Raw genomic sequence first — 12,608 nt, 5'->3', positions numbered from 1 at the left:
TTCATTCCCCGCGTGAGCGCCGGTCCCGTGAGCCGGTGCGCGCACAGGTTCAGAGAGGGCGCATGGTGAGTCAGTCGAGTCCCCGGCAGATCCCGGTCATCGTTCTCGCCGGCTTCCTGGGCTCCGGCAAGACCACGCTGCTCAATCATCTCCTGCACCGCAGCGGCGGCAGCCGTATCGGAGCCGTCGTCAACGACTTCGGGGCGATCGAGATCGACGCGATGGCGGTGGCCGGAGCGCTCGGTGACTCCACCGTGTCGCTCGGCAACGGGTGTCTGTGCTGTGCGGTCGATGTCGGCGAGCTTGATCAATATCTGGATCGGCTCGCTCAACCCTCTGCCCGTATCGACGTCATCGTCATCGAGGCGAGCGGGCTCGCCGAGCCCCAGGAACTCGTGCGCATGGTCCTCGCCAGCGAGCATCCGGGCATCGTGTACGGAGGGCTCGTCGAGGTCGTCGACGCCGCCGAGTTCGCCGGCACACGCGAGAAGCATCCCGAGATCGACCGGCACCTCGCCCTGGCCGACCTCGTCGTCGTCAACAAGATCGACCGGGCCGGCGACGGCGAAGGCGTGCTGCGTGTCGTCCGGGAGCTCGCCGACCGCGCCGCGGTCGTCCCCGCCACCTACGGCCGCGTCCATCCGGAGTTCCTCTTCGACTGCAGGCCGAGCGAGGAACGCGTCGGACAGCTGTCCTTCGACGATCTCCACGATCACGAGGAGGGCGGCCCGGGGGCGAGCGGCAACGGGGAGCGCGGCCACTCCGGTCATCTGCACGCGGCCTACGAATCCCTCTCCTTCACCTCCGAAGTGCCCCTGGGGCCGCGGCGGTTGATGGCCTTCCTCGACAGCAGGCCCGAAGGGCTCTACCGGATCAAGGGGTACGTGGACTTCGGTGTCCAGGACGTCCGCAACCGGTACGCAGTGCACGCCGTCGGGCGGTTCCTGCGCTTCTACCCTGAGCCCTGGACCGGTGCGAACGGGCGGCTCACCCAGCTCGTCCTCATCGGCTCCGGAATCGACACGGTGGCGCTGACCAAGGAACTCGAGGCGTGCAAAGAGGACGCCCCGCACGCCGATGAACACAGCATGTGGGGCGTCCTCCGCTACGTACAGGAGCCGAGCCCGGAGGGCTGAGCGCGGACTACACCGGGCCCGCCACCACCGACACCGGCTTGCCCAGCGAGATGCCCGAGCCGTCCCGGCGCGGGTCGATCTCCGGCAGGTCGACGGGCATGCCGGTCTTCTGCGCCGCGCGTCCCGGCGTCGGGCCGGCCCAGGCCAGCGACAGGCAGTCCTCGCCCTTCAGGAACCGTTGGCAGCGCACACCGCCCGTGGCGCGGCCCTTGCGCGGGTACTGGTCGAAGGGGGTGAGCTTGGCCGTGGTCTGGACGGAGTCGTCCAGTGTCCCCCGTGAGCCCGCCACGGTGAACACGACCGCGTCGACCGCCGGGTCGACGGCCGTGAAGGAGATCACCTTCGCGCCGTCGGTCAGCTTGATGCCGGCCATGCCGCCCGCGGCACGGCCCTGCGGGCGGACCTGCGAGGCCTGGTAGCGCAGCAACTGGGCGTCGTCCGTGATGAAGACCAGGTCCTCCTCGCCGGTGCGCAGCTCGACCGCGCCGACGATCCGGTCGCCGTCCTTGAGGGTGATGACCTCCAGCTCCTCCTTGTTCGAGGGATAGTCGGGCACCACACGCTTGACGACACCCTGCTCCGTGCCGATGGCCAGACCCGGCGACGTCTCGTCGAGCGTCGCCAGACAGATCACCGTCTCGTCCGGCTCCAGCGAGGACAGGAACTCCGAGACCGGAGCGCCGCCGGAGAGATTGGGCGCCGACGCCGTCTCGGGCAGCCGCGGGAGGTCGATCACGTTCATGCGGAGGAGGCGGCCCAGGGAGGTGACGGCACCGATCTCGCCGCGTGCCGTCGCGGGCACCGCGGAGACGATCACATCGTGCTTGGTGCGCTTGCCGTCCGGGTCCTCCCCGAAGGGATCACCGGTCGCCGTACGCGCCAGCAGGCCCGTCGAGGACAGCAGCACCCGGCACGGGTCGTCGGCGACCTGGAGCGAGACCGTCGCGGCGGGGCTGCCGGCGGACTCCAGGAGCACCGTGCGCCGGTCGGTGCCGAACTTCTTGGCCACCGCGGCCAGTTCGCCGGAGACCAGCTTGCGCAGCTCCGCGTCCGAGTCCAGGATGCCGGTCAGCTCGTCGATCTCGCCGTTGAGCCGGTCGCGCTCCGACTCCAGCTCGATGCGGTCGAACCGGGTGAGGCGGCGCAGCGGCGTGTCCAGGATGTACTGCGTCTGGATCTCGGAGAGCGAGAAGTGCTCGATCAGGCGCTCCTTGGCCTGCGCCGAGTTGTCGCTGGAGCGGATGAGGCGGATGACCTCGTCGATGTCCAGGAGGGCGACGAGGAGACCCTCGACCAGGTGCAGCCGGTCGCGCTTCTTGGTGCGGCGGAACTCGCTGCGGCGGCGTACGACCTCGAAGCGGTGGTCGAGGTAGACCTCCAGCAGCTCCTTGAGGCCCAGGGTGAGTGGCTGACCGTCCACCAGGGCCACGTTGTTGATGCCGAAGGACTCCTCCATCGGCGTCAGCTTGTAGAGCTGTTCGAGGACCGCCTCCGGCACGAAGCCGTTCTTGATCTCGATGACCAGGCGCAGTCCGTGCGCGCGGTCGGTGAGGTCCTTGACGTCGGCGATGCCCTGGAGCTTCTTCGCGCCGACCAGGTCCTTGATCTTGGCGATCACCTTCTCCGGGCCGACGGTGAAGGGCAGTTCGGTGACGACGAGGCCCTTGCGGCGCGCCGTGACGTCCTCCACCGACACCGTGGCGCGGATCTTGAAGGTGCCGCGGCCCGTCTCGTACGCGTCCCTGATCCCGGAGAGGCCGACGATCCGGCCGCCGGTGGGCAGGTCGGGGCCCGGGACGTGCTTCATCAGCGTCTCGAGGTCGGCGCCCGGGTACCGGATGAGGTGACGGGCGGCGGCGATGACCTCGCCGAGGTTGTGCGGCGGCATGTTCGTCGCCATGCCGACCGCGATGCCCGAAGAGCCGTTGACCAGGAGGTTCGGGAAGGCGGCGGGCAGGGCCACCGGCTCCCGCTCCTGGCCGTCGTAGTTGGGCGTGAAGTCGACCGTGTCCTCGTCGATGGACTCGGTCATCAACGACGTCGCGTCGGCCATCCGGGCCTCGGTGTAACGCATCGCGGCCGGCGGGTCGTCGTTGCCGAGCGATCCGAAGTTGCCGTGGCCGTCGACCAGGGGCAGACGCATGGAGAAGGGCTGCGCCAGACGCACCAGAGCGTCGTAGATCGACGCGTCGCCGTGCGGGTGGAGCTTACCCATGACCTCGCCGACGACGCGGGCACACTTCACATAGCCGCGGTCGGGGCGCAGGCCCATCTCGTTCATCTGGTACACGATGCGGCGGTGCACCGGCTTGAGGCCGTCTCGGGCGTCCGGCAGGGCTCGCGAGTAGATGACCGAGTACGCGTATTCGAGGAAGGAGCCCTGCATCTCGTCCACGACGTCGATGTCGAGGATCTTCTCCTCGTACGAGTCGTCGGGCGGCGGGGTCTTCGTGCTGCGGCGGGCCATCGCTGCTGCGGCTCCTTCACAGTCTCTGCCGGGGCATGAGCGGGTTCTGACGCGCACCATTGTGGACCGCCCCACTGACAACCCGGACCGCGACCCGTCCGTAGCGCCCCCGCGGCGCGCTCCCCGGGCGCCGCCGAGACCGCTTCCGAGCGGCCCCCGGACCCGGTACCCGGCGGCCTCCGGGCCCCTTCGCGGTGGTTCTCGGAGGGTTCTCCGGGATGTGTCAGGGACACGCGTAAGTCTCGCTCTCGGCGTACGAGGTGCGGGAACTTCGCCAGCCGTCCGCGCGCTTGCATACAGTGGCAGGACCGACAGGAATGACGCAGTTCCGCGATCGAAGGGACGTACATGCCCATGGGTCACACGGCCACAGCTGAGGCAGGCTCCGGCGGCCTGACAGCGACCGAGCACCGCCTGGCCAACGGCCTGCGCGTGGTGCTCTCCGAGGACCATCTGACCCCGGTCGCGGCGGTGTGCCTCTGGTACGACGTCGGATCGCGCCACGAGGTCAAGGGCCGGACCGGACTCGCCCACCTCTTCGAGCACCTGATGTTCCAGGGCTCCAAGCAGGTCCACGGCAACGGTCACTTCGAACTCGTGCAGGGCGCCGGCGGCTCGCTCAACGGCACGACGAGCTTCGAACGCACCAACTACTTCGAGACCATGCCCACCCACCAGCTGGAGCTCGCCCTCTGGCTGGAGGCCGACCGCATGGGTTCACTGCTCGCGGCGCTGGACGACGAGTCCATGGAGAACCAGCGCGACGTCGTGAAGAACGAACGCCGGCAGCGTTACGACAATGTCCCGTACGGCACCGCGTTCGAGAAGCTCACCGCGCTCTCGTACCCCGAGGGCCACCCGTACCACCACACCCCGATCGGGTCGATGGCGGACCTGGACGCGGCCACCCTGGAGGACGCCCGCGCGTTCTTCCGCACGTACTACGCGCCCAACAACGCGGTGCTGTCGGTCGTCGGGGACATCGACCCGGAGCAGACGCTCGCCTGGGTCGAGAAGTACTTCGGTTCCATCCCCGGACACGACGGCAAGGCCGCCCCGCGTGACGGCTCGCTGCCCGACACCATCGGCGAGCAGCTGCGCGAGGTCGTCGAGGAAGAGGTCCCGGCGCGCGCCCTGATGGCCGCCTACCGGCTCCCGGAGGACGGCACGCGCGCGTGCGACGCGGCCGACCTCGCGCTCACCGTTCTCGGCGGGGGCGAGTCCTCCCGGCTCTACAACCGGCTCGTACGCCGTGACCGCACCGCCGTCGCGGCCGGGTTCGGCCTGCTGCGCCTCGCCGGCGCGCCCTCCCTGGGCTGGCTGGACGTGAAGACGTCCGGCGACGTCGAGGTCCCGGTCATCGAGGCCGCCGTCGACGAGGAGCTCGCCCGGTTCGCCGCGGAGGGCCCCACGGCCGAGGAGATGGAGCGCGCGCAGGCCCAGTTGGAGCGCGAGTGGCTGGACCGGCTCGGCACCGTCGCGGGCCGCGCCGACGAACTGTGCCGGTACGCCGTCCTGTTCGGCGACCCGCAGCTCGCCCTGACCGCCGTGCAGCGCGTTCTCGACGTCACCGCGGAGGAGGTCCAGGAGATCGCCAAGGCCCGCCTGCGCCCCGACAACCGCGCGGTGCTCGTCTACGAGCCGACCGCACCCGAAACGACCGACGCCGCTGACGAGACCGACGAGGAGGCGGCGAAGTGACCGAGCTCGCCACCATGGACTTCCATCCGCAGCCCCAGGCCGGCAGCCCCAAGCCGTGGGCCTTTCCCGCCCCTGAGCGCGGCACCCTGGACAACGGCCTGACCGTGCTGCGCTGCCATCGCCCCGGCCAGCAGGTCGTCGCCGTCGAGGTGATCCTCGCCGCGCCGCTGGAGGCCGAGCCCACGGGCCTGGACGGCATCGCCACGATCATGGCGCGCGCCTTCTCCGAGGGCACCGACAAGCACTCGGCCGAGGACTTCGCCGCCGAGCTGGAGCGCTGCGGCGCCACGCTCGACGCGCACGCCGACCACCCCGGCGTACGTCTGTCCCTCGAAGTGCCCGTCTCGCGCCTGGCCAAGGCGCTCGGCCTGCTCAGTGACGCCCTGCGGGCACCGGCGTTCGCGGACAGCGAGGTCGAGCGGCTGGTGCGCAACCGGCTGGACGAGATCCCCCACGAGACGGCGAACCCGGCCCGTCGTGCCGCCAAGGAGCTCTCCAAGGAGCTGTTCCCGGCGAGCGCGCGCATGTCGCGCCCGCGCCAGGGCACCGAGGAGACCGTCCAGAAGATCGACTCCGCGGCCGTACGCGCCTTCTACGAGAAGTACGTGCGCCCCGCGACGGCCACCGCCGTCGTCGTCGGTGACCTGACCGGCGTCGACCTCGACGAGTTGCTCGGCGACACACTGGGCTCCTGGACCGGTTCGTCCGCCGAGCCGCGTCCCGTGCCGCCGGTGAACGCCGACGACACCGGCCGCGTGATCATCGTGGACCGCCCCGGCGCCGTCCAGACGCAGCTGCTCATCGGCCGTGTCGGCGCCGACCGGCACGACCGCGTGTGGCCCGCCCAGGTGCTCGGCACGTACTGCCTGGGCGGCACCCTCACCTCCCGCCTCGACCGCGTCCTGCGCGAGGAGAAGGGCTACACCTACGGCGTGCGGGCGTTCGGTCAGGTCCTGCGCGCCGCGCCGGACGGCACGGGCGTCGCGATGCTCGCCATCAGCGGCTCCGTGGACACCCCGAACACCGGTCCGGCGCTCGGCGACCTGTGGAAGGTGCTGCGCACCCTCGCGGCCGAGGGACTGACCGACGCCGAGCGGGACATCGCCGTGCAGAACCTGGTGGGCGTGGCGCCCCTCAAGTTCGAGACGGCGGGGGCTGTCGCGAGCACGCTCGCCGACCAGGTCGAGCAGTACCTGCCGGACGACTACCAGTCGACGCTCTACCGGCAACTGGCCGCCACCGGCACCGTGGAGGCCACCGCGGCCGCCGTGAGCGCCTTCCCGACGGACCGTCTGGTGACCGTCCTGGTGGGCGACGCCGCGCAGATCGAGGAGCCCGTCAAGGCTCTCGGAATCGGTGAAGTCACCGTGGTGGCCGCCGAATAGAGCCCGCGCGACCGAGGGGGGCCCTGGTGACTGAAGAGTCACCAGGGCTCTCTTTTACCCGGACACCGTCCCCAAGATGTCCGTATTGGTATGGAGGTTGCCCTTCTGCCCTGTGGGATGCGCTACAAAAACCGTGATCTGTTTGTTGTTCGAATGACACCCCGTCTAGCGTCTGTCCGACTGTTCGTCAGGCAGTGCGCCGCGCCCGCGGCACCGGACAGTCATCGCCGAGTCCCCGCATGGCGCGAGCCAGGGGAGCCGGGGACCCACACGTAGTCCCTGGGGTGAATCGGACGCCCTCCCCGGAGGGGGCCCGTAGGAGACCTTCCTGCTCCGAACCCGTCAGCTAACCCGGTAGGCGAGAGGGAAGGAAAGGACCAGCCCCTACATGGCGTTCACCTGTGGCACCGGGAAGCATCGTCGTCCGAACCGGGTGCACAGCACGACCACGAGCGCCGTCGGCGTCGCGGCACTGACCACCACCGGTGTCATCGGAACCCTGGCCGCCCCCGCCTTCGCCGCGGAATCCTCCGTCGAGCAGACCGGGCTGACCCAGGCCATCACCATCGGCGACTCGGTCGCCGACCAGATCGACGCCCAGGCCTTCGCTCAGCAGCGCGCCGCCGACGAGGCCGCCGCGCGGAAGCTGGCCGAGCAGACCGCCCGCAAGTACGCCGCGGAGCAGGCCGCGAAGGCCCGCGAGGACAAGGAGCGCGCCGCCCGCGAGGCCGAGCGCAAGCGCCTGAACACCTTCGTCATGCCGATCACCGGTTCGTACGTCTCCACCGGCTACCAGGCCAGCAGCAGCCTCTGGTCCTCCGGCAGCCACACCGGCGTCGACTTCCACGCCGCGTCCGGCACCTCGGTCCACGCCGTCGGCTCCGGCACGGTCGTCACGGCCGGCTGGGGCGGCGCCTACGGCAATCAAGTCGTGATCAAGATGCACGACGGCACGTACACCATGTACGGCCACCTCTCGTCCATCGGCGTGTCGGTCGGCCAGACGGTCACTCCGGGGCAGCAGATCGCTCTCTCCGGGGACACCGGCAACACCACCGGACCGCACCTTCACTTCGAGGCCCGTACGACCGCCGAGTACGGCTCGGACCTGAACCCGGTCGCGTACCTGCGTTCGCACGGCGTCAACGTCTGACGACCGCTTCGCCGCTTCCCCACCGCTTTCGATGCCCCGGCTCACCGAGCCGGGGCATCATCGTTTCCGGAGGCCGTCTGTCCAAAAAATATCCATGGATTCAGGCCTGCCATCGGAAATTCCGGCTTCCTGCAATAGAGTCACTGAACAAGCGTCAATCGATGGCGTTTCGCGGGGATTAAAGCGGAGGTCCGGTCATGCGTATTCCGGCGCACTCGGTATGCACGGCCATCCGTGACGACATCGTCGCGGGTGTCTACGAGCGTGGCGGCCGGCTGACCGAGGAACTGCTCGCGCGGCGCTACGGCGTCTCGCGCGTTCCCGTGCGCGAGGCTCTGCGCACGCTGGAGGCCGAGGGCTTCGTGGTCACCCGCCGGCACGCGGGCGCGTGCGTCGCGGAACCCACCGAGCAGGAGGCGGCGGACCTCCTGGAGATGCGCATGCTGCTGGAGCCGCTGGGTGCCGCGCGGGCCGCCCAGCGGCGCACGGAGGCCCACCTCAAGGTGCTCCGGGGCCTGGTCAGGCTGGGGCAGGAGCGTTCCAGGAGGGGCCACAGCGAGGATCTGCGCTCCCTGGGCGGCTGGTTCCACGAGACGCTCGCACAGGCGTCCGGCAGCCCGGCGCTGACCTCCACGCTCGCCCAGCTGCGCCACAAGATCGCCTGGATGTACTCGGTGGAGGCGCCGGCCAACCCCGCGGAGTCCTGGGCGGAGCACGGCGGCATCGTGGACGCGGTCGCTCGCGGCGACAGTGAGCGGGCCCGCGCGATCACGGCCCTGCACGCCGAGCGCGCGACGGCCGCACACCGGCTCCGCTTTCCCGGCGGCGGAGATCGGCCGGAACGTGTGAGAACTTCGCAACATCCCGTAAACATGACGGGCCCGCGTCATTAACACGGGCGCCGTATACAAAGAGGGATATTCGGCAGGGGCCTATTTCTGATGCCCTTTTGTTCGCGTGCCAGGAATTCAGGCGCGCGCTATTCTCGTGGCCGCTCAGCGCCGGTCGCGCGTGCCGCCGGGGAATTCCTGAACGGAGTACGGAAACGGCTGAGCCGCGCCGCCCGGAGAAGGGGTGGCGCGGCTCAGCCGTACGTGTCCTGGGTGCCTTGTGGGCTCAGACGGTCTCGGGGAGCTCGTCGAGCCCCTCGGCGACGAGCCTCGCCAGGCGGTCGAGAGCGGCGTCCGCGCCCTCGGCGTCCGACGCGAGGACGATCTCCTCGCCGCCCTGGGCTCCCAGGCCGAGGACCGCGAGCATGGAGGCCGCGTTGACGGGGTTGCCGTCGGCCTTGGCGATCGTCACCGGGATGCCGGACGCCGTGGCGGCCCGGACGAAGATGGAGGCGGGGCGGGCGTGGAGGCCCTCGTTCCAGCCGACGTTGACGCGGCGCTCAGCCATGTGATGCTGCCCTTCGGGTGTTCCGGGTTGTCTAGACCAGTGTCCCATATCGTGAAGCGTGCCCGGACGGTCCTCGGTCCGTCCGCGGCGACGGCGGACCAACGGCTCGCTCCGGCGTCCGTCTCCACAGACTGCCTCGCGCCGTTGTCGTACGCGAGCCGTACTCTGGGGCCCATGCAGACCTCGTCGGACCGGCACGAGTACCCCGCTCACTGGGAGGCCGACGTGGTGCTGCGTGACGGCGGCACCGCGCGCATCAGGCCCATCACCGTGGACGACGCCGAGCGCCTGGTCAGCTTCTACGAGCAGGTGTCCGACGAGTCGAAGTACTACCGCTTCTTCGCGCCGTATCCGCGTCTGTCCGCCAAGGACGTCCACCGGTTCACCCACCACGACTTCGTGGACCGGGTGGGTCTCGCGGTCACGGTGGGCGGGGAGTTCATCGCCACCGTGCGCTTCGACCGGATCGACGCCGACGGCCGGCCCGCGTCCTCGCCCGCCGACGAGGCCGAGGTCGCCTTCCTCGTGCAGGACGCCCATCAGGGCCGCGGCGTCGCCTCGGCCCTGCTCGAACACATCGCGGCCGTGGCCCGCGAGCGCGACATCCGCCGCTTCGCCGCCGAGGTGCTGCCCGCCAACAACAAGATGATCAAGGTGTTCACGGACGCCGGGTACACCCAGAAGCGCAGCTTCGAGGACGGCGTCGTACACCTGGAGTTCGACCTCGAACCCACCGACCGGTCGCTCGCCGTGCAGCGCGCGCGGGAGCAGCGCGCCGAGGCCCGGTCCGTGCAGCGGCTGCTCGCCCCCGGCTCGGTCGCCGTCATCGGAGCCGGGCGCACACCCGGCGGTGTCGGCCGCAGCGTCCTCGACAACCTGTGCGAAGCCGGGTTCACCGGGCGCCTGTACGCCGTGAACACGGCACTCCAGGAGAAGGAACTCGACGGAGTCCCGGCCCACCGCTCCATCCGGGACATCGCCGAGCCCGTCGACCTCGCCGTCGTGGCCGTGCCCGCCGAGTACGTCCCCGAGGTCGTCACGGAATGCGGCGAACACGGGGTGCAGGGACTCGTGGTGGTCTCCGCCGGGTACGCCGAGAGCGGCCCCGAAGGACGCGAGCGCCAGCGCGAACTCGTGCGGCAGGCGCGCACGTACGGGATGCGCATCATCGGACCCAACGCCTTCGGAGTCATCAACACCTCCCCCGAGGTGCGACTGAACGCCTCGCTCGCCCCCCAGATGCCCCGCCCGGGCCGGATCGGCCTGTTCGCACAGTCCGGTGCCATCGGTATCGCCCTGCTGTCCCGGCTGCACCGGCGCGGCGGCGGCGTCACGGGCGTGACCGGCGTGTCGACCTTCATCTCCTCCGGGAACCGGGCGGACGTGTCCGGCAACGACGTCCTTCAGTACTGGTACGACGACCCGGACACCGACGTCGCCCTCATGTACCTCGAATCCATCGGCAACCCGCGCAAGTTCACCCGCCTCGCGCGGCGGACGGCGGCCGCGAAGCCGCTGGTCGTGGTCCAGGGGGCGCGGCACGGCGGGGCCGCTCCCCAGGGGCACGCCGTACGGGCCACCCGGTTGCCGCACGCCACTGTGTCCGCGCTGCTGCGCCAGGCCGGGGTGATCCGGGTGGACACGATCACCGAACTCGTCGACGCGGGCCTCCTGCTGGCGCGCCAGCCGCTCCCCAGGGGGCCCCGGGTGGCGATCCTCGGGAACTCCGAGTCGCTGGGGCTTCTGACGTACGACGCGTGTCTCGCCGAAGGGCTCAGGCCCCTGCCGCCCCGGGACCTGACCACGGCGGCCTCGGCGGACGACTTCCACCGGGCGCTGGCGGAGGCCCTCGCCGACGACGGCTGCGACGCCGTGGTCGTGACGGCCATACCGGCGGTGGGGGAGACCTCGGCCGCCGACGAGGCGCTCGCCGAGGCACTCCGGTCCTCCGCGGCGGCGGCTCCGGCGAAACCCGTGCTCGTGGTGCACGTCGAGCTGGGCGGCCTCGCCGAGGCCCTGTCCGCCGCCGCGAGCACCGCTCCCCAGGCCGCCGAGACGGCACCCGGTGCGGCGCCCGGCGCCCGGTTCCACCCCGCCGACCGCTCGCCCGCCGCGGTGAGCGCCGATGCCGCGTCGGACTCCCGGCTCATCCCCGCCTACCCCGCCGCCGAGCGTGCCGTCCGCGCCCTCGCCGAAGCCGTCAAGTACGCCCAGTGGCGCCTGGATGCCGGCGAGCCCGGCAAGGTGCCCGAGTACGAGGACATCGACGAAAAGGGAGCGGCGCGGCTGATCGACGACCTCCTCGCGCGCGGGGAGGGGCTGACGCTCGGTGGCGAGGAGACGGGGGCGCTGCTCGGGCGGTACGGCATCGACGTACACCGCTCCCTGCCCGCCCCCACACCGGACGACGCCGTGGCGGCCGCGCACTCCATCGGTTACCCCGTGGCCCTCAAGACCACCGCCCCGCACCTGCGGCACCGTGCCGACCTGGGCGGCGTACGGCTGGACCTGGCGGACGAGGAACAACTGCGCCGGGCGTACACGGAGTTGACCGAGCTGTTCGGGACACCGACGGTGCTGCGCCCGGTCGTGCAGGGGATGGCGCCGCGCGGCGTCGACACGGTCGTCCGTGCGGTGATCGACCCGGCGGCCGGGGCGGTGCTCTCCTTCGGGCTCGCCGGAGCCGCCTCCGAACTGCTCGGGGACACGGCGCACCGGCTGATTCCGGTCATCGACCGGGACGCGGCCTCACTGGTCCGGTCGATCCGGACGGCACCGCTCCTGTTCGGCTGGCGGGGCTCCGCGCCGGTCGACACGGCGGCCCTCGAAGAGCTCATGCTGCGGGTGTCCCGGCTGGTCGACGACCACCCCGAGGTCGTCGCGGTCTCGCTGGAGCCGGTCGTGGTCGCCCCGACCGGTCTGAGCGTGCTGGGCGCCACGGTACGACTGGCCCGCGCCCCGCTCCGGGACGACCTCGGCCCCCGGACACTGCCCGTCGTCTGAGTCGTCTGAGTCGTCTGAGTCGTCTGAGTCGTCTGAGTCGTCTGAGCCGTCTGAGCTGTCCGGGCGTCCGTGCCGTCCGAGGGGCGCTGCCTCCAGGGCGGTACGTACCGCGGCCCCGCGCGTCAGCCGTCGCCCGAGCGGTGCCGCCAGAGACGTCCTCGCCCGGACATCTGCCCGTGTCCCAGGTGCCGCCCCGGGGCGTCCGCCGCCCGTCCGGTGTGCCGCGGCGCTTCCCCGTCCCGGCGGCCGCGGCCGCGGCCGCCGGCGGCGCCGTACGCACCTCCTCCGGGCCGCCGTCCCCGATTCGATCTGTTCCGTCCACGACAGACCGCCGCGAGCGGTGCCTCGCAGTCAGTGGGCCCCCG

At 71.1% G+C, this 12,608-nt stretch carries 8 protein-coding genes and 1 riboswitch; of the genes, 6 read left to right on the top strand and 2 right to left on the bottom strand.

Annotation, left to right across the window (positions count from 1 at the left end; all coding sequences use genetic code 11):
* The first annotated feature begins 62 nt into the window (after positions 1–62).
* Entirely contained in the window at positions 63–1,136 is a 1,074-nt protein-coding gene (locus OOK38_RS04070) for a GTP-binding protein (protein WP_266848118.1), read from the top strand.
* Positions 1,137–1,143: 7 nt separating this feature from the next.
* Here OOK38_RS04070 and OOK38_RS04065 read toward each other — a convergent pair whose 3' ends face one another.
* Positions 1,144–3,603, bottom strand: a complete 2,460-nt coding sequence (locus tag OOK38_RS04065) for a DNA topoisomerase (ATP-hydrolyzing) subunit A (RefSeq protein ID WP_266763442.1) — start codon at positions 3,601–3,603, stop codon at positions 1,144–1,146.
* A 354-nt stretch (positions 3,604–3,957) separates the two neighbouring features.
* On the opposite strand from OOK38_RS04065, the gene OOK38_RS04060 reads away from it, so the two are divergent.
* The 4 genes from OOK38_RS04060 (at position 3,958) to OOK38_RS04045 (ending at position 8,735) form a co-directional block, all read left to right on the top strand.
* Positions 3,958–5,304, top strand: coding sequence for a pitrilysin family protein (locus OOK38_RS04060; RefSeq protein ID WP_266765894.1), 1,347 nt, complete (start codon positions 3,958–3,960; stop codon positions 5,302–5,304).
* Positions 5,301–6,689: a pitrilysin family protein gene (locus OOK38_RS04055; protein ID WP_266763443.1), complete on the top strand. Its 1,389-nt coding sequence runs from the start codon at positions 5,301–5,303 to the stop codon at positions 6,687–6,689. The genes OOK38_RS04060 and OOK38_RS04055 overlap by 4 nt, the downstream gene beginning before the upstream one ends.
* Before the next feature lie 215 nt (positions 6,690–6,904).
* Positions 6,905–7,065, top strand: a riboswitch (cyclic di-AMP (ydaO/yuaA leader).
* A gap of 12 nt (positions 7,066–7,077) precedes the next feature.
* Positions 7,078–7,842, top strand: coding sequence for a M23 family metallopeptidase (locus OOK38_RS04050; RefSeq protein WP_266763444.1), 765 nt, complete (start codon positions 7,078–7,080; stop codon positions 7,840–7,842).
* A 197-nt stretch (positions 7,843–8,039) separates the two neighbouring features.
* Positions 8,040–8,735 (top strand): GntR family transcriptional regulator, encoded by a 696-nt coding sequence (locus OOK38_RS04045; RefSeq protein ID WP_266763445.1) that lies wholly within the window; start codon positions 8,040–8,042, stop codon positions 8,733–8,735.
* A 223-nt stretch (positions 8,736–8,958) separates the two neighbouring features.
* Here OOK38_RS04045 and OOK38_RS04040 read toward each other — a convergent pair whose 3' ends face one another.
* A complete protein-coding gene (locus tag OOK38_RS04040) occupies positions 8,959–9,240 on the bottom strand; it encodes an HPr family phosphocarrier protein (RefSeq protein WP_266763446.1) in 282 nt (93 codons plus the stop codon).
* Positions 9,241–9,414: 174 nt separating this feature from the next.
* Here OOK38_RS04040 and OOK38_RS04035 point away from each other — a divergent pair, with 174 nt between their 5' ends.
* Positions 9,415–12,243 (top strand): bifunctional GNAT family N-acetyltransferase/acetate--CoA ligase family protein, encoded by a 2,829-nt coding sequence (locus OOK38_RS04035; protein WP_266848116.1) that lies wholly within the window; start codon positions 9,415–9,417, stop codon positions 12,241–12,243.
* The last annotated feature ends 365 nt before the right edge of the window (positions 12,244–12,608 follow it).

It is taken from the genome of Streptomyces sp. NBC_00568, from assembly GCF_026341855.1.
Lineage (GTDB): Bacteria > Actinomycetota > Actinomycetes > Streptomycetales > Streptomycetaceae > Streptomyces.
This window is presented reverse-complemented; position numbering and strand designations above follow the sequence as displayed.

What these genes read in the sequence shown, in the direction of transcription:
- OOK38_RS04035 (WP_266848116.1), top strand. Translation starts at nt 9,415, where the DNA reads ATGCAGACCTCGTCGGACCGGCACGAGTACCCCGCTCACTGGGAGGCC.
- OOK38_RS04065 (WP_266763442.1), bottom strand. Translation starts at nt 3,603, where the DNA reads ATGGCCCGCCGCAGCACGAAGACCCCGCCGCCCGACGACTCGTACGAG.
- OOK38_RS04060 (WP_266765894.1), top strand. Translation starts at nt 3,958, where the DNA reads ATGGGTCACACGGCCACAGCTGAGGCAGGCTCCGGCGGCCTGACAGCG.
- OOK38_RS04050 (WP_266763444.1), top strand. Translation starts at nt 7,078, where the DNA reads ATGGCGTTCACCTGTGGCACCGGGAAGCATCGTCGTCCGAACCGGGTG.
- OOK38_RS04070 (WP_266848118.1), top strand. Translation starts at nt 63, where the DNA reads ATGGTGAGTCAGTCGAGTCCCCGGCAGATCCCGGTCATCGTTCTCGCC.
- OOK38_RS04045 (WP_266763445.1), top strand. Translation starts at nt 8,040, where the DNA reads ATGCGTATTCCGGCGCACTCGGTATGCACGGCCATCCGTGACGACATC.
- OOK38_RS04040 (WP_266763446.1), bottom strand. Translation starts at nt 9,240, where the DNA reads ATGGCTGAGCGCCGCGTCAACGTCGGCTGGAACGAGGGCCTCCACGCC.